Here is a 22309-nt window from a genome sequence, read left to right as displayed (position 1 = left end):
AATATTTCTACTCCGCTCATTATAAAATGTAATTAAAAATCTAATTCTTGTAAAAACTATATCCTGTAGACTGTACTCCCCAGTTTTGTAAAAAAGCAGTATCGGTAATATTAGCACGAGAAGATAAGTTTTCAATTCCGTATAGTAATTCTACTTTGTATTCAGAATCCGGATCAATACTAATCCCTGTTCCGTCACCTACACTGTAATTGGCATAAAGAAAATATCTGTAATTGGCATTGGTAGCACCTCCTGTAGCATATGGATTACCTGAGTTGTCTAAATTTGCTGCATCAAAGAAATACGGTGAAATCTGCGATGTCTGCATTACCACAGTTACGGTATTTTGTTCCGTCCAATCGTTAACTCCAGGTCCTGTTTTTTTATAAAGTCTTGCGTATGCTCTGCTATTGAACAGTACAGGAACTTTAATCTTTCCTGTTCCACCTTCAATGGAAGTTTGAGAAAACGGACCTAAATCAGCGTAATTCATCTCAAACCATAATCCCCAGGATACAGTACCTCTTCGTATAGAGCTTGCAGGAAATTTCAACCCAATTGTAGAATTGGGAACTACCCAGCAATTACTGGCGTCAATCTGAGGAGAACCTCCGTTTTGCGCATTATTTCTTATCGAAGTCAAAGCTACATTCCTGGAATCATTCTGTCTGATATTACTATCCAAATTATATACAATAAAATCGTTGGGATTGACGGGCTTAAATATTCCTATGTTCCCATCTGCATCAGCAACCACGGGAGTTCCTCCTGGAATTAATGGTAAAGTACGGGTACGCAATTCTCCATTGATATCTAATGTTTTTGTAGGGAAAGTTGTGTTGATTCCTACATTTCCGGTTTGTCCGGATACGGTAATGGATAGTCCAAGCATTACCACTGCTAAGGATGTAATTTTTCTATTTTTCATAACCTTTGGTTTATTTTTTTCTGACATTCATTTGCTTATTGACTACCTGAATTTTAACAGAGGAGCTCTGAGTCTCCCCTGTATAAACCACCCTGAAATTGTACTTAAAATACGTGGGAACATATTTAACATTCATTGTTAAATCAGGTAATAAATTGTTGAGGCAAAGATCAGATAACCTATACGGATGGTAAAATAATTATTGTAAAAATAGATAGCTGTGATTGTAATTTTAAATTTAATAGTATGTAGTTTAAAAATGACATTGTATACTTTTGCTGGCCGTTAATTTTTCCTAACTTTATAATAATAATTCACTATTTCTATTAAAAACACAAACATAATTTTCTACCCATAATGATGTCCTGCAAAATCCATATATTTTATTTATTATTCTGTGTACAACTCTGTTATAGCCAGCAGATAGCTTCTGTATGGTATGATACAGACAACGGTCTTCCGCAGAATAGTGTGAAGGATATTACCAAAGACAAATATGGATTTATCTGGCTGAGTACAGAAAACGGACTTGTGCGTTATGACGGATATAATTTTGTAACCTTTAATCATCTTAATCTTAAGAATAACAGGTTCACTTTCTTTTTTGGAAATGCTGAAAAAGACTCTATTTATAATTTAACGGCTTACAGTGAAAATACCATTTTACTCTCCAAAAGAAATGTAAATATTTTACAGAAACAGACCAACTGTATCCGAAAAGTGTTGACTGAAAGCAGGTCATATTCCATCTTTTTAAAAAACAGAGTCTTGGAAGAGGTAGAGCATTTAAAATATTTCATTTATTTTGATAAAAACAACTTCTACCACCTTACTCACAATGGTACTATTCAATATAACCACCAAAACCTGGCTCCCGTCAAAGGGCTGGATGAGAATTATATATTGAATACATTCTGTTTTGGACATAACATTTTTATCACATCTAAGAAGTTAAAAAAAATCATTAAAATATCATCCGGAAAAGTAACTTATCTGGATGCCCCTGATGTATTTTTTCAAAGGAATGCGAAAATATACTGGAGCCAGGTCAACAATCAGTCTTTTATCATTCATGATCATATATTGTACAAAGTACTGTATGATCACGATGCTATCAGTATAAAAAAAATTGCAACTTATGATCTGAATAAAAACTCTTTAGCTTCCATTTATCATGATGAAGTCAATAATAAGCTCTATCTGGGAACCTTATCTGATGGTTTGAATGTCATTAAATTCAATAACTTTCATGTAGTTAACAAATCAGACAAGTCTTATGATAATATTTTTTATTCCCCGCTGCTTTTCGGAAAGGATAAAGTAATCACCTCATCAGGAGATGTTTATAATGAAAACGGATTGCTAAAACAATATCATTTCAATACCACCAGCAGGTATTTTTTATTGTACGATAACAAAAAAAACATCATCGTACAAAAGGACAAATCTCTGCTGCGCTATCTCTGCGACACCGATTATTTGAAAAAAGAACAGCAGAATTTTGGGAAACCGGTATCTTATGTATGGAATATTAAAGACTATTATGTGGTGGCATTTCATCAGCTTTCACTAAGATCTCAACTTATTTTTTATAAGGATGCCAGCTTCAAAAAATCCTTTTTGCAGCTTTCCATTTCCAATATTGTAACCTCTATACAGGAATATGGCCGGAATAAATGGCTGGCAGGCACCAGAGATGCCTTATATTCTATAGAAGCGCCCTCTTTTACCCCTAAAAAAATATCTTCAGAACCTTTGAATGTAAGGGAAATTGTAAAAACTGATGATGGTAATTTTTGGATTATGACCCAAGGGAACGGTTTTTTTCTGTACAAAAACAAAGAATTAATAAAAATGCCTGACGATAAGGACGGTTACCTTTTATTTTCACATACGATTCTGGAAGATAAAAAAGGTTTTTTCTGGATCAGTACCAACAACGGGCTCTTTCAGGTACTGAAAAACAATCTTCTGAACTATTCCAGAGATAGGAAATCTCCGGTGTACTATTACAGATACAGTAAAGAAGACGGATTCAATACGAATGAATTCAATGGAGGTTGTTCTCCCAGTTCTGCAGTTCTGCAGAATGGAAGCTTTGTTCTACCTTCGATAAAAGGGCTGGTATTTTTTGATCCTAAAAAGATAAAAAGTTATTATCCGAAAAATTTCTTTATGGAGCGTGTTGTATTTTATGATTCAAAAAGCAGCATACAAAAGAACACCATCAATCTGGAAAACAACTTCTATAAAGCCTTGATATTGGTAGATGTACCCTATTATGCCAACCGGGTAAACCTTGTGATTGAAGCCAAACTGAAAGGCTCTAAAAATGAGAAATGGGAGAAAGTAAGCAGTGATGGAAAATACTACATCACCAATCTGGAACCCGGAAAATATCAGCTTATCGTAAGGGTACTAGCCTCTCCAAAAGGAAAATACATTTACAAAACACTGAATATTGATGTAAAATATCTGTTCTATCAGACATTGCTTTTTAAGTTTTTTACCATTTTAATTCTATCACTCATCTTATTAAAGCTGGTAAAACTAAGAATAAGAAGACAGGAGCTGAAAAAAAGAGAACTGGAAAAAATCATTGAGATAAGAACTCAGAAATTATTAAAAACGGTTTCAAAACTGGAATATACGAAGGAACAGCTCCGAAAAGAAAGTGTTCAGCAGAAAAAACTGCTGGAAACTATAAGCCATGACATTATCACTCCTATAAAGTATCTGTCTATTGCGGCAAAGAAATTGTATGAAACAGATGAACACGATCATTATATACAAAAAAAGCACTTTGAAAGCTTTTATAAATCTTCTATAGAGTTCTACAACTTTGTAAAAACCCTGAAGGAATACGCCGAGATTTATAATATTTCCGAAAAAAAGGAAACTTATAACATTTACGAAGTTATTGAAACCAAAAAAACTCTTTTTGAAGGAGCCGCCAGAGAACAGAACACAGAGATCATTAATCATGTTAAAAACCCTACTTACTCCCAAATCAACCAGAATGTAGTAGCGGTTATTATTCATAATTTAATAGATAACGCGATAAAAAATACAACAAACGGAACTATAGAGCTGTCTACCATTGAAGATGACAGCATCTTTTTTCTGGAAGTAAGAGACACAGGAAAAGGAATGAGCCAGGAACAGATGAAGTATTATGAAAAGCTTCAGAATAATATTGAAAATGAAAAACTCATTTTACAAAAATACAGTCTGGGACTGCACCTTATTCTTCAATTACTCATGATGATCAATGGTAAAATAGACTTTAAAAACAATAACCCATATGGAACAATAGTATCGATTAAAATAAAAAAACAAAAATATGGATAGAAAAATTATTATTGCTGATGATCATTTTGTAGTGAGATTGGGAACTACCCTCATTTTGGAATCCCACTACAAAGATGTGAAGATTTCTTACGCAGAATCTTATACAGATCTGACAGCTCAACTGCTCGTTGAGAAATTCGACTTATTGATCCTGGATATCAATATGCCGGAGAGTAAATATCTGAGCATGATTGGTGAAGTAAAAAAAATACAGCCTGACCTTAAGATTTTAGTGTTTTCAGTATATGACAATGATATTGCAGTACAATATATCATTGAAGGGGCCGACGGATACATTAATAAATTATGTGATGAAAATAATATCCTGGAAGCAGTGGGAAATATCTTTGAAACAGGAACATATTATTCTCCGGATATTGTAAAAAAACTGGTTTCTTCAGCTAAAAAAGATACTCCTGTCAACCCGATAGAAGCTTTATCCGAAAGGGAAAAGGAAATATTTGATTTATTGATAAAAGGATATGGCAATATTGAGATCTCGAATGAACTGAACCTGCATCTTTCTACAGTAAGCACCTATAAAGCAAGAGTCTACAAAAAACTGAACATTAAAAACACAGTAGATCTTGTACGGTTAGGAGATAAAAACCAGGCACACAAATACAAATAATCACGGCATTTTAACAAACACTAAGATGTAATACCAAAATAAAATCCCCAATATCAGTTTGATAAAGGGGATTTTTTATTAATCAGCAGATCATAATTGTATTATTTACTTACTGATTCTTTCTGAAGCAATTTCACGGCCTCTTCATTATTCTGCATCAGAGCATGCTGCAAAGCTGTGTTTCCTCTGTTATCTTTTATATTCTTATCAGCTCCTTTTTCTATGAGTATTTTCAGGATTTCTGTTCTGCCAAAAACGGCTGCATAAATCAGAGCTGTAGCATCATTATAATTTCTGGCATTCATATCTGCTTTAAAGGAAATGAGTAATGAAACCATTTCTTTATATCCTTTAAAGGTGGCACCCATTAATGCAGTATTACCACTCTGGTCCTGCAGATCGGGTTTTGCTCCGTTTTCAAGCAGCCACCGAGCTGCTTCGTAATGATTATGATATACGGCTAAAATTAAGGGAGTATAGCCTTCTGTGTTTTTAGAATCAATATCGTTTTTAAATTGAGATATGGCTTCTACATTGCCTTTCTTTGCCTGCGAAAAGATGTCCTGCGCATTCATCCTGCCAATCGCAAAAAACAGAATGACAAGGGAAATCAAATATTTCATTATTCTTATTTTGAAGATAATAAGGACTCCAACTGCTGACGGTCCATTTTAACATATTGTGCCAGACGTTTTCCATATTCTGAGTCTGCCTGATAGAAGTAAGAGATCATTTTAGCCACTACTTTTTTATTGGTAACGCTGTTCAAAGCATTTCCAAGGTTTTTAATCAAGTTATCCTGATCCTTTTTAGAGAAAGACCTGTACAGTTCTCCAGCCTGTTTAAAATTATTTTCTTTATCTATTTTAGCCTGTACCGATGATGTACCTGCCGGAAAAGCGGTCTGGGAGTATTTGAATTTTTTATTATCAGTCACTTCCGGTTTTCCCGCTGAAGGCTGGTAGTTAACTTCGCCGCTTTGAGGTCTCATAGACATGTAGCCATTTTGATTGTATGTCATAACCTCATTTTTTGATGCATTAATCGGCAACTGCTGGAAATTCCCTCCAATTCTGTGTCTTTGGGTGTCAAAATAAGAAAACAGTCTTCCCTGTAACAGTTTATCTTCTGACGGTTCAATTCCTGGCACAAGAGTTCCTGGAGAAAAAGCAGCCTGCTCTACCTGCTGAAAATAGTTCGTTGGATTCTGATTAAGAGTCATCGTTCCTGCTTTAACCGATTTTGCAATAGATTCCGGCCAAATTTTGGTCACATCTACCGGATTAAAATCAAGCTTTTCAAAATCATCTTTTTTCAGCATCTGCACATACAAATCCCACTTCGGAAAGTTTTTATTCTGAATCGCACTGTACAAATCTCTCGTCGCATGTTCTATTTGTGTAGATTGAATTTTATCCGCTTCTTCCTGAGTAAGATTCTTTTCGCCTTGCTGAGGAACCCATTTGTACTTCACATAGGTTACTTCTCCTTTCGCATTGACCCATTTGAAGGCATGCACTCCATTTCCCTGCATTTCCCTGTAACTGGCAGGAATTCCGTAATCTGAGAATAACCAGGTCAGCATATGTGTAGCTTCGGGAATATTAGCCATAAAATCAAAAACCCTATTATTATCAGAAGCGTTATTGGTAACCGGAGATGGTTTAAAAGCGTGAACCATATCAGGAAATTTCATGGCATCTCTGATGAAAAACACCGGTAAATTGTTACCTACTAAATCATAATTCCCCTGATCAGTATAAAATTTAACAGCAAATCCTCTTGGATCTCTGAAGGTTTCCGGAGATCCCTGCTGATGTACTACTGTAGAAAACCTTACCAATACAGGTGTTTTCTTTCCTGTTTTTGATAGAAAATCAGCCATGGTAACATCTGAAAAATCAGCATCTGCAACAAATTCACCAATGGCACCAGCCCCTCTCGCATGTACTACCCTTTCAGGAATCCTTTCTCTGTCAAAAGCGGCCAGCTTCTCAATTAAATGAATATCCTCCAGTAAAACAGGTCCGTTATTTCCTACCGTTTTAGAATTCTGGTTATCTCCTACAGGGCTTCCCGTATTAGTTGTCAGTTGCTGGGAATACAGTGTAGACATCATGAGAATCCCAGCTAAAAACACATTTTTTTTCATAATTTCTTATTTATTGTGGGGCAAATATAGAGCGTTGATCTCCCAAAGCCATCTCAATAAATTCAATTCCGAAAATTTACAAAATCTATTATAAAGCATAAAATCAATAGACAAAATCTACTTTATTATTTTAAAAAATAATCCTTATAAAAGGATAATGAGATCTGGTATCTGACAATTTAATTTGCCATTCCTGTAGTTTAATATCTACAGTTTTGATCATTTATGATATCAGGGATTTACATAATTTTACAAAAAAAAACAGATGATAAAAAAAGTGATATTAATTATCATTATTCCAGCAGCTGCTATTTTTCTTGGATTTAAATTCATCAAAATAAGTACAGCTGATAATTCTATACTCATCCAGCACAAATCAAAATCCTCCGGAAGTATTGAAAACAGCCCTTTCCAAAAAGAATATCTGAGTAAGGATGGACTCGTGGTGGTAAATGTTTGGGCTACGTGGTGTAAGCCCTGTATTCAGGAAATTCCTACTTTCAAAAAAATAAGTAAAGAGAATCCAAACATAAAGTTTGCTTTTTTATCTATTGATGAAGATCCTGAAAAATTAAAAACTTTCCTGGCTAAGAATACAATAAACGATATTACACTTCAAAATACAGAATATATTGAAGCCATCAAAAATTTTTTAGGAGGAAATGGTTTATTGGGATATCGTGCTATTCCATTAACTTTTATTATAAAAAATGGGAAAGTAATTGATAAAAATGTCGGTAGTATAGATTATACTGAGCTTAGCACTCAATTGAAAGCACTACAATAGACTCCTTATTTAATCTTAAAAATACAACATTCATATTAACTGAACTGCTGAAAAACTGAGGGTAACGGATGTTGAACGGCAGTTAAATAAGATAGGCATAAAGCTTATCTTTTTTTGAGATCCATCCAGAATTAAAAATATCTTTTTTTGAGATGCTTCCGGGCGGCAAACATTGAGGCTTTCTGTACATTTTTTAAAAAAAACAGAAAAAAATAATTCAAAATAATGGGACTTTGAATCTTTTTTCAATACATTTGCGGCTTGATTATCTCATTAATTTGAGTTTCATGGTTATTAGTTTTTATCCCCAGGAATTACTGGGGATTTTTTATTTAAACCAATACCTGCTTAACTCTGCTCTATCAGGGGCTTCAACTGAAATTATTAAAGGAAGAAAAAATGAATTCCGTACATCTGGAATCCGCATATACAATTCAATAGAATATAATAAAAATCCATTTCCAGATTTTTCCGGAAATGGACACCACTTTATCATCATCCAAATCACAACTAAACTATGAACAATGAGGCAATAGTCTGTGCATCGCTTCCACTTAATATTTCATCGTAAGCTGCAGAACCGGCTGCTGTTCCAAATAAAGTTCCGGTATTATAGCCTGCCTGGTTTACATTATCTTCTCCAGCATAGACAGGATTAGTTGCAGATGGCATACTTCCTCCATCAGCAAGCTCAATCCAGCCTTTATTGGCTCTCATTCTTCTCACCTGAGAAGCATGTCTGGCTTCAACAGAGTGAATCTGTAATGCAGCCTGAAGTACAACTTTATTGGACATTACATTTCCGGCCTGTCCTTTATAAGCTCTTACTCCGGTATCTTCAAAAGCCTGAGCAAGAATAAGAAACTGATTATAATCTGTAAAAGGCATAAAACTTCCGTTGGCTGTAAAGTCAAATGTTGGTTTATTACCCGGTGTTGTACCCAGAGAAGTCAGTGTACTTTTCAGAAAGCTGACATGGGCTGATTCGTGTTTTGAGATCTGCATAAAAACCGTTCTGTCTCCAGTAGGAATTAATCCTGGTGTAGATAGTCCTATGCTGTAATATTCATTTTCAAGATATTCCAGTACAAGTGCCAGCTGTAATGCATCCGTCAGTGTACTTTTCAAGGCAGTACCTGTTAATTTTGTTTCTGTAGTTTCTGCTTTGACAGGAGTAGTCATCAACGCTCCCAGTCCAAGCGGTACAGCTGCTGTAGTTGCTTTTTTTCCGAATAATGACATATTCGTAATGGTTTCCAGTCTTGAAGCTTCCGTGGTGAAAAATTTATCATAAGAAAGCTTATCCAGTAATCTAAGAATATTCATAATGTAATTTTTAAGGGTGAATGATTAGTTAATGCCTCTTTCTTTCCAGGTAAAAGGTGTTTTGATAAACGCTCCTGCAGCCATTACGATATCTTTGGGCTCTTTTGCAAGGTCAAGTCCGTTGGCATCTATCACATCATCTCCTGAAAAATCAGCAGATCCGGGATTGATTAAATTTCTGATCGCAGAAGCATGTCTGGCCTCCACCGAAACTATTTTACCGGCTATCACCAGATAAGCAGGATTGGAAATATACTTTCCGGCTCCATTATAGGCTGCTACCCCCGTATCTTCCAATGCTTTTGCTGTGGCTAAAACTGAATTACGGTCATTAAAATTAACATTTGGATACTGGAATTCAAGTTTTGGAAGCACGTGGTCTGTAGCACCACTAATGGCTGCTTTAAAGAAATCCCGGTGAATCACTTCATGATGATAGAGGTCTGTAAAAACTTCTTTTTCAATACTGGAAATTCCTGTATAAAAATTATTGACCACTTTGGTATAAAAATCTGCTTCCAGCTGTTCGAGTGCATAGGCATAGTTTAATACGCCTACATCTCCTGTTCCCAGATCATACTTGGATTCTTCCATGATCTGAAAATCATCATTGTCATCGCATCCTATTAAAGTAAGGCCTGCGACAGCCAATCCTACTCCACTTAATTTTAAAAAGTTTCTTCTGCTTGTATCAAGGGTAACTCCCTGATTAGAAACCTGAATTGTCTTTTTCATACTATTAATTTTTTTAGTGTTAGGATAAAAGAAGAAAAACAGCATACTGAAATATGCTGTCTGAAATCTTATAAATTGTTATGGCATTAAAACCGTGTCTATTACATGAATCACTCCGTTAGACTGGTTCACGTCTGCGATGGTTACTTTCGCACTGTTTCCTTTTGCATCTTTTATGTAAAGGTCTTTTCCTTTAGTCCAGAAAGTAAGATCTTCTCCCTGTACTGTTTTCATCATACTTTTTCCGTTACCGGCTTTTACAGCAGCCCAGATTTCTTTTGCACTGTATCTTCCTGGCAGAACATGATAAGTCAGAATACTGGTAAGTGTTGCTTTGTTTTCAGGTTTTACAAGACTTTCTACTGTTCCTTTCGGAAGTTTTGCAAAGGCAGCATCTGTGGGTGCCAGTACTGTAAATGGGCCTGCTCCCTGTAATGTTTCTACTAAACCGGCAGCTTTCACTGCCGCAACAAGGGTTTTGTGGTCTTTGGAATTGACAGCGTTTTCAATGATATTTTTGGACGGATACATTGGAGCTCCTCCTACCATTACTGTTTTTTCTTTCATCGTTTGTGCAGTTACCTTTCCGCTGAATGCAAATGATAAAGCTACCATTGCTAAAACTGTGATTTTTGACTGTGTGTTCATTGTGTTGATTTTTTAATTAATTATATTTAATTGTGCTTTTAATGTCATTTACGAGGTTGGTTTTGTTTTAGATTGAAAAAAATGAAATTTATTTTCAAACAACTGATTTTCAATACACTATTTTTTACCAGGGATGAATTCAAGACAGATAGAATTCATACAGAACCGTTTTCCTGTCGGTTTCGGGCCGTCATCGAAGACATGTCCCAGATGAGAATCACATCTTCCGCACAATACTTCTGTGCGTTCCATATGATAAGAAGTATCATTTCTGTATTTAATACTGTTTTTACGTATAGGCTGATAGAAAGAAGGCCATCCACAGGTGGTTGCGAATTTTGAAGTCGAAATAAAAAGTGGGTTTCCGCAGACAGTACAATAATAGGTTCCCTTTTCATCAAACTCATAATATTTACCTGTAAAAGCGGTTTCTGTTGCTCCTTCTCTGGCAACCTGATAGAGTTCCGGTTTTAAAATCTTTTTCCACTCAGCGTTACTCACTTTCAATGGGTTTTCAGCTGTACGGGAGTAATAAGGGTTTTTAATTTTAAAAAGCTGATTCTGGGCTTTATAGAAATGCGTGGACAAAACGATACAAAACACAAGTACAGCTCTTGAAGTAATATTTTTCATATTGAATATTTTTTAATAATTTCCTTGAAATCATGTACGAAATAAAAGATAGATTGGATTTTATTGACTATATGTTTTATTTTATTACATTTGGACAGAAAAATAAAAGCTATTAAAACAACCTATTCGGAAGAAGAACTTATCGTTTTATTAAAAGAAAAAAACGAAACCGGTTTTCATTATCTGTATGACCACTATTCCGGTGCGCTGTACGGAATCATTCTCCGGATCGTTCAGTCTAAAGAATACACTGAAGAAGTAATCCAGGATGTTTTTGTTAAAATATGGAACGCTATCCATCAGTACGATGCTTCCAAAGGAAGGTTTTATACCTGGATGATCAATATTGCAAGAAATACCGCTATTGATTATTTAAAGTCTAAGGGATTCCAGAATGAGCTTAAAAACCAATCACTTCCGGATTTCGTATATAATACTACAGAACTTTCAACAGTCAACAATTCATCTGATTATATCGGATTTAACAATGTGCTTGAAGGACTGGAAACAGACAAGCAGGAACTCATAAATCTTGCTTATTATCAAGGATATACCCAACATGAAATATCCGAAAAGCTGAAGATACCGCTGGGAACAGTGAAAACGAAAATGCGTAATGCACTGATGAAATTAAAAGATTTGCTAAAAGATTATCAATAAATTGAACACAAAAGAATACATATCATCCGGAATTATAGAATCTTATATTCTTGGCCATGCTTCTCCTGAAGAGGCAGGGATTTTGGAGTGTGTGATGAAGAATAATGCTGAAGTAAAAGCAGCTTTTGAAGAAGCACAAAAGACTTTGGAACATCTTGCTACCGCTCAAGCCGTAACACCTCCAAGTGATCTGAAATCTAAGATCTGGAATAAAATTAAGCAGGAACAGACTGCCGAAGAAGTAACACCTGCTGTTTCAACAGATATTCCTGAGACACAAGATCACAAAGAAACTAAAGAAAGAGTAAATACTCAGAAAGATACCCGCTGGAAAACCTACGCAATAGCAGCTTCTGCATTGTTCCTGATAAGTGTTGCCGGAAATTTATTCTGGATGAATACCCAATCGTCCAATAAAAAGGAAATCGCCTTGCTGTCTGCAGAAAAACAAGCTCAGGACCAGGCAATGAAAAAAATGAACCGTAAGATTGATATGTTCTCCAATCCTGATATGCAGATGGTGATGCTGAAGGGTGTAGAAAAGCATACGGATTCCAAAGCAATGGTTTTCTGGGATAAAAAAACAAAAGAAGTTTATCTGAATGCGGAACAACTTCCTAAAGCTCCTGCAGGAATGCAATATCAGCTTTGGGCCATTGAAAACGGACAACCTGTAAGTGCAGGAATGTACACCGAAGATAAAGACAGCAGAATTGCACTGGCCAATATTCCCAATGCTCAGGCTTTTGCCATTACTCTCGAAAAAGAAGGCGGAAGTAAGGTACCTACCATGGAGAATATGTTTGTAATGGGAGAAATCTAAAATACTCCTTTATCAGTTGCCAAAGTTTACAAAATGTGGAATATCTGTTGCAAAATTATTCATTGGTAAAAGATTATTTCTATTGCTGTTAAAATCAAAAACCGAGTTATTATCAAACGGAACCCGTGGATAATACATGAAAGAAATTTGAATTCTGTTGAAAACCAGGTACGGATTATTAATTAAAACACCTATGCCAATTTTTGTATTAGCCTTTGTTTTCAATAGTTTATCATCAGGCATTCCCAGCCACCCAACTGCGGTAGTTAAATAAGGACTGAAATGGAAATTCTTCCACGTTTTGTTAATGAACAATTGAATCTGGTACCTTAGAACCAGTTTTTTAGTCCCAATATAATCCGAATTGTAAACAGGAAATTCGTCTGCGGAAGAAAGATTGATTCTGTCTTTATAAGAATAGTTATGCTGTGGATTTCCTAAAGCTATTGTTGGAGAAAAGAAATGTCTTGCTTTGGCAAATTTCCAATCCATAAGATTCGTAAAATAGGTTCCGTCTACCCGGAAAGACTCCCGATTCTGGCTGTCTTCATTAAAAAACCTTCCGAACTGCCCTTTCACTGTAAAGTATCCCAACTTTGTAAAAGTACCATAAGAAGCAGAAATTCCCACATAAGGGTTCACTTCTTTGTTTCTTGATAAGCCTCCCCCAATAATGTTCACAGAATGCCCGTAAGCAACATCTTCCGGCAAATCATATTGAAAAATATTTCTCTGAACCGAAAAATTTCTGTGAATAAGCCCGACTGACATCAGAAAACTATTGTATGAACTGAAATATTTATACTGGTCTATTCCCGGACTATCTTTATACTGGTAATTCTGAAATCTTCCTATCACTGCAATATTGCTGGATACTCTTTCGTCAGGATCCGCTGAAACAGGAATCTGATAACCACCCCATACATCCTGGCTGTATACTTTGATCTGAACTTCCGGAAATGCAGTGTCAGTTTCTGTGGGAAGTAAAACCTTCCGCTTAAAATATTCAAACGTAAAACCACCCGCCCATTTTGTTAAAGGCGAGAAAAAATCTCTTCTTAAGCTGAAATTAATTCTTTCATTTCTCAAAAAATCTCTTTCCCCAAGAAGCTGGGCATTGATATAAGTTCCTAAAAGGTTATAGGTTGTATAGCTTCCCAAAAGATAATCCTGCTTTTCTTTGGAGTCGTTTCTGTAAAGGAAATCAAGAGTATGGCCTAATCCTAATACATTTTCTTCGGTAACTCCCAGACCAAGTTTACTTCCGGAATAGCTGATTCTCGGCTTCAGACTCCAGGAATCCAGAACTTTTACCACAACATCAATAGAATCTTTGCTGGAAGTACTATCGGAAACACTGATATTCACTCTGTTGACAAAAGGCATTGCTCTCAGCAAACGTTCAGATTCATAAAGTTTCTGGGCATTATATTCTTCACCTTCTTCAAAAAGCAAATAATTATTGACAGTGGAGTTTCTTGTATTGGCATGAAGATGATCTGCTACCCAATCATACCATCTGGATTTTTCTTTAGTATCCTTGGAACCATATCCAAATGGATCAATAGTCTCTATCCTGATTTTTCTGATGTATTTTTTGTTATAAGCTTCCTGCGACAGTTTTTCTGTCCTGGACTTAACGGAACTAGAATCCGGCTCTCTACGAAATATAAAGCGGTGAATGAATTTGGTAACTTTTCTCTTATCCGAAAATTCTTCTATTTTATAATACAGCGAATCTTTCTTCTCCTGTGCATTTAAAAAGAAAAAACCACCTAAAAAGAAAATTAAAATTACAATCGTTCTAGTCATTAGTCATCAAAAATTCAATACAGTTTTTAGCATCAATTTACAAGCCAACAAGCTTACAATATAAAGAAAAAACATTTATAAGATATAATAGTGAAAGATCTTTCCAAATACAAGGATCTAAACAGATTTTTTTTAAGTACACCACCGCTTTAATACCTCTGTGGTACGGCTGCATTTTTCAACGGTTTCTTCCTCTTGAATATACTCCCAAAGAGAGCGACTTCTATTTCAATAATCCCATCACTTCGACCATAACCAAAGGTACTTCGGCTACCGGATTCTATGGTTTGTCCTTTTGTAAACATTATACTTATCAGATTAATAGCCGGAAATACTATATTTTCAATATTTGCAAATCAGATTTTTGTCTTCGTATTTTCCTATTTTTTTTTCTGATTACGGAATCCTGTAATTATCTCAGGAATAAATTGATTTTGTTTGCAGAAAATTTATGATGAAAAAAATACTTTGCTTTTTAAATATCCACCAATGGAAATACACTAGCAACACTGAAAGGGAATGTAATCATTGCAAAAGATCAGAGTATTTAGATGTCGATTCCGATGTTAATGCATTTGGCAATCCCTTATGGCTGAAGAAATTAAAAAAGAATTGATTTTATACTTGTCATTAAATATTTCCTCATTCAAAAATTCACTTAGCTCCTGTTATTTTTGATGATTTTTTTTCCTACAAAACGTGATCTGAAAAAAGAAAATGAAAAGAACAATCAATAAAGGTGCTGAAAATAGTCTTGCAGGACAGTTTTCAACACCTTTGCAGAAGATTCAATATGATCTCACTCATAAGTATCTAAATACATTTAATCCTATTTTTGAGTCTTGTTTATAATTGCATCTTACTTGAAATCGGATAAGCTTTTCTGTAATGGGAAGGCTTATTTTATTCGATGATCTTTAGAATGCTACTATCGCTCTTAAACAGATATCATTGGGCACATTGAGAAGATACACAGTCAGATTCACATAAAGCTAACGTAAATCATAAAACAATACGATTCGGGTATCATCTTTTTTTGTTATTTTTACTCATTATAAATAAAAATAACGCATGAAAAAAATCGTACTCTCGGGAATGGCTTTTATAGGAGGATTTCTGACAGCAAATGCACAGTGTAAATCTGTATCTACCCTTGCTGAAAATTTTGACACCTGGAAAGATATCAATAAATGCTGGACTGCTCAGCCAGGAAAAGCCATGCTGTATGCCAGTGATAAAAGAATTATTTTTTATTCAATGAGTAGCCCTGGAGAAAATATGTATCTGGTAACCCCGGAAATAAAAGCCGGAACCTATACTCTTTCTCTTGACCTTTCGGATAACGGGGGCGAAACAACGTTAGAGCTTTTCTCAGTAAACAGTCCTTCTGATGCAAAATCCTATGTTTCAATCACTAAGCCTTCAAAGATCACAGGAGAGAAAAAAACATATACTATATCTTTGAAAAAAGACGCTCATCTGGGGCTGAAAGTTTTACTGAATGGAGTACATCAGGCTGTTTATATGGATAATTTTTCTTTAACTCCAAAGAAATAGGTCTTGAAATCACCAATCATACTATTACACAATTATTTTTGTTTCTGTTCTACAAAAGACAGTATTAATAGCATCTAAAAAGACCGGATACAAAAGTTTATACGAACACAAAAAGAGGTTGTCTCTATATTGAAGGCATCCTCTAAAATGATTGATGAAGTAAAATTTAAATTCGCTATTGATTATAGTAAATAGGATTGATACAATTTTTGTTTTAATTAAAAGCATTGTGTAATGATCCCGTATTCTGGTTTAAGAAATTCACCAGAAGTCTTATATCTGGTAGAATTACCTTTATGATACCATGCTCCCAATCCCGAGATCATCAGTGCCATATTATGTACAAACCGTACAACATTCTTTTGCTGAACACCAAAATCAGGTAGATTATTCCGGAGTTCAACAAACTCTTGAACATATGAATCATGGATGTGCATTGCTTCGGTAATGGCTTCTCCTAACGAAATAGTATATTGATTCCTGATCACCAATATAATGTTCAGAACTTCTGTATCAATTCCTAGCACCTTCTCTATTGAAGCAAAATCATTCTGAATAGCTATTATCCTGCACATTAACATTTTTAATCGTTTTATAATTGGATGTTCGGATATATATCCCGGAACAATATAATTAATAGAAGGTTCTACCGAATCTCCATATGGATACATAAAAATAGAATACTCACGGATAAGCAGAAGCTTACTAAGGGTTGGAAATTCTTTTTTTAACTTGTAGGGGGTTCCTTCCATAATTCCATAGGTAGTATAATTATAAAAGTCTTTAGTCCAGCGCATAAACCAATCATCATTAACGTAAGGAATAAATTCCTGCCTGCTTAAAGCCACTTGTTTTATCAGTCCGATATCACTTGCTTTAGGTTGTTCTCCCAACATGACATCCATTATATGATCCCTGATATCTGCAAGTTTATCAACCGGGCACAACTCATAATAATCATCAAACAGTGTCAACCAAACCATAGATCTTGCTATAGGTCTGATGTGTTCTTTGGTGCTGGCCGCCGGAAACATATAAGACGCGGCCTCTACGAGGCCGTGTTTCTTATATTGAGCTCTTGTAACTTCAGAAATAAACTGATAATCCGTATCAATCCAATTATTCTGTTCTTCATAAAAGGATTGTGAAAACGGTCCTATTTCATAGGTCCAGGGATATTGCAAAACAGGAACATCTTGTTGTTTCATCTTTAAAATTTAAAGTTATATTAAACTTAATTTACAGACTGCTATTTGCGGCATGGTTGTCTTCAGGCCAGGCAAAACCAACTCCTCCATGCTTATATCTGTTTGTTTCCAGATAAAAAGTGTTAACTCCCTGCAGCCCGACACCGGCATAATAAACGAATTTGTCGACATGTTCCTGATATTCACCAAACTCCCGATACTCTTGATGTAAGCCATTCAGACTCGCCAGCTCTTCATTATGAATACGTAAAGCTTCTGCACAAGCATCTTCCAAAGAAAGATTATACTCCTGCTGCAATACAAAAACCAGATTAAAAACCTCTGTCCCCTTCGCCATCTCCTTTGGCAGAGAGTGAAGATCATTTTGCCACGCAACAACCAGAGTCATATGGGAAATCATCTTTTGTACCACTATATGCTCAAAGATATGTTCCGGCAGGACAAGACCTGATTCAATCTCACCAAAGATCAGATAAGGACGCATTAGTACAGAATATTCTCTGATAGTTTTGTAAAGATTCAGTGATGGTGGGCGATGGGCTATTTTGTAGGGATACTCCAATTCAATTCCGTATCTGAAAGATTGATAAAAATAGTAAACAAACCGCTCAAACCATAGGTCTGGCATGAAAGCGCGAAATTCATCCCGGATCATTTCCATATGATGATAAAGAGCATTTTCCTCCGGCAAGGCTTGGGCACCCCTGAGAATATCTGTACAACGGATTCTTAACTCCTGGATCTCTTCAAGGGACGAATGTTCCACCTGATCATCAAGAGCAACATATTGAAGCATGAATCTATTGCATGGAATGGCCTGCTCATAGGTTAAGTGCGGCCACATACGTGCTGTACACATATGAAGTTCCATTTTTTTATAAATTTTCCGTTGTTTTTCTGTCAAAAAAGTATAATCATTATCAATCCAGCCATCCATATCTTTCCCCATTTGTTCAGCATGTGGATTTATAAGATCAGGCCATGAGTAGCATCCCCGTGGCAGGTAATCTGCACTATTAAATTGTTCTGGTGTCATTTTATCTGTATTTTAAAATTATTGTATTTAAATAAGCATTAACTGCTAATCACAACCGAATGTCTATTGCATTGTGATTATTGCTCTAAAACCGTATTGTAGATCATATATTCATTCAGGTAAAGCATATTGTATACCCGCCACTCCGTTATAAATTTCTGGCAGGTTCTTATGATCACTTGTTTAATGAAATACCACGGTAATCGTTAAATTTTTATTGAAATTGGTTATGCCCTAATGTTTCTTTTAATTCGGAAGCACTTGGAAATTCTGTTTTATTATAGCGGTCAAGCTTAGTGGATATGTTTTTCCAGCCACTCAATACCATACTCATATAGTGTACCCAATTGACCACAGCCTCGTGCCATACACCAAAGTCAGGAAGTGAGGCCTGCAGGGCTACAAACTCCTTAAGATCTTCATTATGGAGGCGCAGATCTTCCAGGCAGGCTTCTTCTAGCGAAACTCTGCGTTCATTCTGGATTACTTTCACAATATTATAATAGATACTGTCCGTTGCTTCATCTTTTACTACAGATTGAACTTCATTGAAAAAAGTTACCAGATGACAGGCAAGCGCCTGCAGACGGCGGATCACCGGATGATCATGAATTTCCGGCGGCAGGATGACCCCCGTTTCAACCTCAGTGAGCTGCAAAAAAGGATACAAACAGATTGAATCTTCCCTTAAGACAATACATTCTGCTGTTGTAGGAAACATCTTATTCTTTTTATATTCCTGTTCCTTTTTAAGCCCACTAAAATACCTGCTGATCATCTGTGTGAAACGATGCATGGATTCTTCTGGAATAAACTGAAGTAATTCCTGCCTTAATGAGGCAAGCATAGAGGCTAAAGGTATTGTAGACTGGCCAACAGAGATTTCACCATTCAATATAGCGATGGATTGAGCATGTACATCATCAATATCATCAGGCCTACTTTCTTCATACAGATCATCATTGTAAAGGGTCCAGAGCATTAGCCTGCAGATGGGCCGGAAACGTTCAGCAGATGCAGTAGGAAACCATTGGGCAGCGATGTGGGCAGTTTTGGTTTTCTTGTACTTTTTACGCAGATCAGGGTTATTTTGATATATCCACATATACTCACCATCAATCCATTGATTTTCGGTGATTTCCTGCAATTGATCTGCATGAGGATTTTTTAAGGTTGGGAATGGATACCTGAACTTTGTACGAAGAAGTTCAAGAGGGTTAAAATTTTCATTACTCATGATTATATGTTTTAATGGTTTTTGTTTTTTATAGCATAATAGTTTTATTTAAATATATAGCCTTTATAAAGGCAGCAACTATACTTAGAAAACATATTTCACTAATTACCAATAAGATACATTCATGAACAATGAAATAAATGTACAAATTAATTTTATTAAATAATATGGAATTTCACTATATTATTAAATATATTTATAACACTGAATAACAACAACTTACAGATTCATAAAGATGATAACTCAAATTTACCCATCAGATTATCAACAAATTAACATTTCAAAAAGAGATAAATATTTAATATTTTACCTGTAATCAAATAATTAATATCATAATAACCTGGTTTGGTTTTATAAGATTGCTGAAAAATAAGTAATAAGGAGAAGATTTCCAGATCTTAAAATACTGCAATGGGTCTACTCCACAAAAAGAACTTCTGTTGAAAAGTCAACAGGAGTTCTTATAATGATTCTTGATATAACTAATAGTGAACTTTTAATCAATAACCGGAAGAGACCCAAGCGTAAATTGCACGGTTTTTTCCTGATAGATATTGGGATTCATTGCATTGGGTACTACTAAAGTCAAATCGGTTCTTTCACCAGGCTCATAGTTTTTTAAAGCATCTGTAAAAGTTTGAGCATCATATACGGAATAAGAACCCACTTTTTTAACCAGAGTACCGGGCAGGATATTATTGAGATGTAAAGCTCCACCTACAGTCGTTGGGCCTATTAATACACCTTTTACATTCTGAAAAACCGTATTGTATCCATTATAAATATACAGCTGTACATCCCAGGGAATAACATCTATAACTCCTACAGAAGCTCTAAACTTCACTTCTTCTTTAGCAATGACAGGCTGAGTAACCGCATGCTGAACAGATATTGCTTTCGTATGGCTGTAGTCTTCCACCGTCTTAGTCATTTCAGTACTGTTCAGCACCCTTTTAAAGGAGGTATTGCCGCGGGCTGTATTATTTCCCCATCTTACTCCATTGGCTATAAATCCGATATAATCTTTTCTACCAAGAGCGGCTACAGCAGCTTCGATATTGGGAGTCAGGTTAGGATCATTTTTTTGCAATGACTCTGCAAACTGCAAATGTAAATTCTGCAATTTTTCATTTCCTTCCGCTTTTGCTTTTTCGGCTGCCTGAAGGTGATTTTTAAGGGCTTCTTCCTGGGAAATATCAGGAAAGAATTTTTCTTCAAATTGATTAATCATATCATCATCTGCATCATACATTTCGATTCTTGTATTATTAATTTTTTCTGCATTATACTGGCTGTCAACCTGCTGATTGAATGAAGACTTCATCGATTTCCTGCTGCTTCCTAATCCGAGAAATGCCCATCCGCTTGATTTCTGGCTGACACTGCTCTTTTGAGCATCACTTAAAAATTGGTTAACAATCGTACTTCCGTCTATATGTGCATTAATATAACTGGTTTTAGAATTCTTAAATTTGTAACTGACAGATATGTCACCATTTCCGTTTGCCAGCAGATTCTTAACATACTCTGTAGGATTTTCAATACTAATATTTTTAAAACTTTTATTTCCAACCAATGTTCCTGAGATGCGCTTGCTGTAAACAATCTCCCCTCCTGCTTCTACAATGAATTCTACCTCTGTAGGTGAAATGATCTGGCTTTGAAAATTTGTATTATAATCATTAATCAACTGGTCCTGGGGGGCAAGCATGGTAGTTTCATACTGCTTGGCTAAGGAAAAGAAATGATTGGTTAATCCGGGGTTGGTAATCATGTAAGGCGTTAACATGGGCTGCCCGTTTGTATTTTTTAAAATTGGAGGATAAAAGGCGGCTATTGTTGTGCTTCTTATCGCAGCACAAATTGATGCTTTCTGGCTTTCATTGGGTAGTGCCAGTTCCTGTGTTACCGGAATAATCAACGTACGGATGTTATCAGAACTCTTGTATGTTTCATTTCCTTTACTGTCTATATATTTAATATTATGGATATCAAACTTAAGAATTGGTAATATAAACACCTTGGCAACAGTGCCCTTAGCAACATTTTCATAAAAGCCGTGGGTGTTGTAAAGCGTATATTTCCCTTTACTATCTATAGCTACATAATTCTCAACTGAAAATTTGTTTGAATTGGGTGTCACTTGCGACCAAATAACTCCGGTATTGGCAAATAGCAATACAATGATTAGATAAAAATTTTTCATGATTAAACTATTTAAAGGTTACTATAATGTTTTTATCAGGAGTACTGTTAGGATTTGAAGTACCATAAAATGCATTCTTCAATTTACTGTAGGCCAGTTTACTATTTCCCACAGTACAATTTTTAATATCGGTTTCCATTCCCACCAAAACACATCCTTTGATCTGCTTTGCGTAGTTTCCCATATGAATTTGTACTCCATCTCTGTCTGGTACATTTTCAAGCTGTATTCTCCATCCGTCATTTTTATCATATCTCAAAATACCGTTATAGGATCCCGAAGGAATACAACTGATATTTTTTATATTATTTGCCCAGGGCAGTTCTAATGTATGACAGATGACTTTTTCATCTGCAATGAGATATCCTAAGGTACAAGCCGCTGATGATAGCTTTCTTTCAATAACTATTTCAAAATTTCCTTGCCCAAAAAGATTTCCTGAAAAAAGAGCTGTCAATACAATTACCAGTAAAGTTGTTTTCATGATTCTATATTTTAAGATTGAAGGTAAGCCTGTAATTCTAGAGATATTGATTGATTTTATGGTAAAATTACATGTAAATCGGGTGCCGGTCCATG

General features: G+C 35.5%; 20 protein-coding genes. 7 read left to right on the top strand and 13 right to left on the bottom strand.

Annotated elements, in window-relative coordinates; all coding sequences use genetic code 11:
* Nucleotides 1–40 precede the first annotated feature (40 nt).
* A complete protein-coding gene (locus tag OL225_RS06310) occupies nt 41–928 on the bottom strand; it encodes a hypothetical protein (RefSeq protein WP_264517675.1) in 888 nt (295 codons plus the stop codon).
* 357 nt (nt 929–1285) lie between these two features.
* Here OL225_RS06310 and OL225_RS06305 point away from each other — a divergent pair, with 357 nt between their 5' ends.
* Together OL225_RS06305 and OL225_RS06300 are read left to right on the top strand one after the other, a co-directional pair.
* A complete protein-coding gene (locus tag OL225_RS06305) occupies nt 1286–4279 on the top strand; it encodes an ATP-binding protein (RefSeq protein WP_264517674.1) in 2994 nt (997 codons plus the stop codon).
* Nucleotides 4272–4910, top strand: a complete 639-nt coding sequence (locus OL225_RS06300; RefSeq protein WP_264517673.1) for a response regulator transcription factor — start codon at nt 4272–4274, stop codon at nt 4908–4910. The genes OL225_RS06305 and OL225_RS06300 overlap by 8 nt, the downstream gene beginning before the upstream one ends.
* 101 nt (nt 4911–5011) lie before the next feature.
* Here OL225_RS06300 and OL225_RS06295 read toward each other — a convergent pair whose 3' ends face one another.
* Nucleotides 5012–5533 (bottom strand): ankyrin repeat domain-containing protein, encoded by a 522-nt coding sequence (locus OL225_RS06295; RefSeq protein WP_264517672.1) that lies wholly within the window; start codon nt 5531–5533, stop codon nt 5012–5014.
* Between the two features lie 5 nt (nt 5534–5538).
* Nucleotides 5539–7062, bottom strand: a complete 1524-nt coding sequence (locus OL225_RS06290) for a catalase (RefSeq protein WP_264517671.1) — start codon at nt 7060–7062, stop codon at nt 5539–5541.
* Nucleotides 7063–7327: 265 nt separating this feature from the next.
* Here OL225_RS06290 and OL225_RS06285 point away from each other — a divergent pair, with 265 nt between their 5' ends.
* Complete coding sequence (locus tag OL225_RS06285) at nt 7328–7849, top strand: TlpA family protein disulfide reductase (protein WP_264517670.1); 522 nt, start codon at nt 7328–7330, stop codon at nt 7847–7849.
* Nucleotides 7850–8359: 510 nt separating this feature from the next.
* Here the strand turns inward: OL225_RS06285 and OL225_RS06280 are convergent.
* From OL225_RS06280 to msrB, 4 genes are all read right to left on the bottom strand, one after another.
* Nucleotides 8360–9175 carry a ferritin-like domain-containing protein gene (locus OL225_RS06280; protein ID WP_264517669.1) on the bottom strand — a complete coding sequence of 272 codons (816 nt, stop codon included), beginning with the start codon at nt 9173–9175 and terminating at the stop codon, nt 8360–8362.
* Nucleotides 9176–9199: 24 nt separating this feature from the next.
* Nucleotides 9200–9910 (bottom strand): ferritin-like domain-containing protein, encoded by a 711-nt coding sequence (locus tag OL225_RS06275; protein WP_047377527.1) that lies wholly within the window; start codon nt 9908–9910, stop codon nt 9200–9202.
* Between the two features lie 78 nt (nt 9911–9988).
* Nucleotides 9989–10558, bottom strand: a complete 570-nt coding sequence (locus OL225_RS06270) for a fasciclin domain-containing protein (RefSeq protein ID WP_105682258.1) — start codon at nt 10556–10558, stop codon at nt 9989–9991.
* Nucleotides 10559–10675: 117 nt separating this feature from the next.
* Entirely contained in the window at nt 10676–11191 is a 516-nt protein-coding gene (gene msrB / locus OL225_RS06265; RefSeq protein WP_264517668.1) for a peptide-methionine (R)-S-oxide reductase MsrB, read from the bottom strand.
* A 90-nt stretch (nt 11192–11281) separates the two neighbouring features.
* On the opposite strand from msrB, the gene OL225_RS06260 reads away from it, so the two are divergent.
* The gene (locus OL225_RS06260; RefSeq protein WP_264517667.1) at nt 11282–11851 is read left to right on the top strand and encodes an RNA polymerase sigma factor; all 570 of its coding nucleotides are present in this window, start codon (nt 11282–11284) and stop codon (nt 11849–11851) included.
* A 1-nt stretch (nt 11852) separates the two neighbouring features.
* Nucleotides 11853–12674: an anti-sigma factor gene (locus tag OL225_RS06255; protein WP_264517666.1), complete on the top strand. Its 822-nt coding sequence runs from the start codon at nt 11853–11855 to the stop codon at nt 12672–12674.
* A gap of 12 nt (nt 12675–12686) precedes the next feature.
* On the opposite strand, the gene OL225_RS06250 is transcribed toward OL225_RS06255, so the two are convergent.
* Nucleotides 12687–14486, bottom strand: a complete 1800-nt coding sequence (locus OL225_RS06250) for a hypothetical protein (protein ID WP_264517665.1) — start codon at nt 14484–14486, stop codon at nt 12687–12689.
* A gap of 717 nt (nt 14487–15203) precedes the next feature.
* On the opposite strand from OL225_RS06250, the gene OL225_RS06245 reads away from it, so the two are divergent.
* Together OL225_RS06245 and OL225_RS06240 are read left to right on the top strand one after the other, a co-directional pair.
* The gene (locus tag OL225_RS06245) at nt 15204–15338 is read left to right on the top strand and encodes a hypothetical protein (RefSeq protein ID WP_264517664.1); all 135 of its coding nucleotides are present in this window, start codon (nt 15204–15206) and stop codon (nt 15336–15338) included.
* Nucleotides 15339–15557: 219 nt separating this feature from the next.
* Complete coding sequence (locus OL225_RS06240) at nt 15558–16043, top strand: hypothetical protein (RefSeq protein WP_264517663.1); 486 nt, start codon at nt 15558–15560, stop codon at nt 16041–16043.
* Between the two features lie 218 nt (nt 16044–16261).
* Here the strand turns inward: OL225_RS06240 and OL225_RS06235 are convergent, their stop codons facing one another.
* The 5 genes from OL225_RS06235 to OL225_RS06215 form a co-directional block, all read right to left on the bottom strand.
* Nucleotides 16262–17251, bottom strand: a complete 990-nt coding sequence (locus OL225_RS06235) for a terpene synthase family protein (RefSeq protein ID WP_264517662.1) — start codon at nt 17249–17251, stop codon at nt 16262–16264.
* A gap of 31 nt (nt 17252–17282) precedes the next feature.
* Nucleotides 17283–18095 carry a terpene synthase family protein gene (locus tag OL225_RS06230; protein ID WP_264517661.1) on the bottom strand — a complete coding sequence of 271 codons (813 nt, stop codon included), beginning with the start codon at nt 18093–18095 and terminating at the stop codon, nt 17283–17285.
* 406 nt (nt 18096–18501) lie between these two features.
* Entirely contained in the window at nt 18502–19524 is a 1023-nt protein-coding gene (locus OL225_RS06225) for a terpene synthase family protein (protein ID WP_264517660.1), read from the bottom strand.
* A gap of 496 nt (nt 19525–20020) precedes the next feature.
* A complete protein-coding gene (locus tag OL225_RS06220) occupies nt 20021–21730 on the bottom strand; it encodes a hypothetical protein (RefSeq protein ID WP_264517659.1) in 1710 nt (569 codons plus the stop codon).
* Nucleotides 21731–21737: 7 nt separating this feature from the next.
* Nucleotides 21738–22214, bottom strand: coding sequence for a DUF5675 family protein (locus tag OL225_RS06215; protein WP_264517658.1), 477 nt, complete (start codon nt 22212–22214; stop codon nt 21738–21740).
* Between the last annotated feature and the right edge of the window lie 95 nt (nt 22215–22309).

Source organism: Chryseobacterium viscerum, assembly GCF_025949665.1.
Taxonomy (GTDB): domain Bacteria; phylum Bacteroidota; class Bacteroidia; order Flavobacteriales; family Weeksellaceae; genus Chryseobacterium; species Chryseobacterium viscerum_A.
The sequence above is the reverse complement of the archived record's forward strand: the minus strand, read 5'-3'. Positions and strand labels throughout refer to the sequence as shown.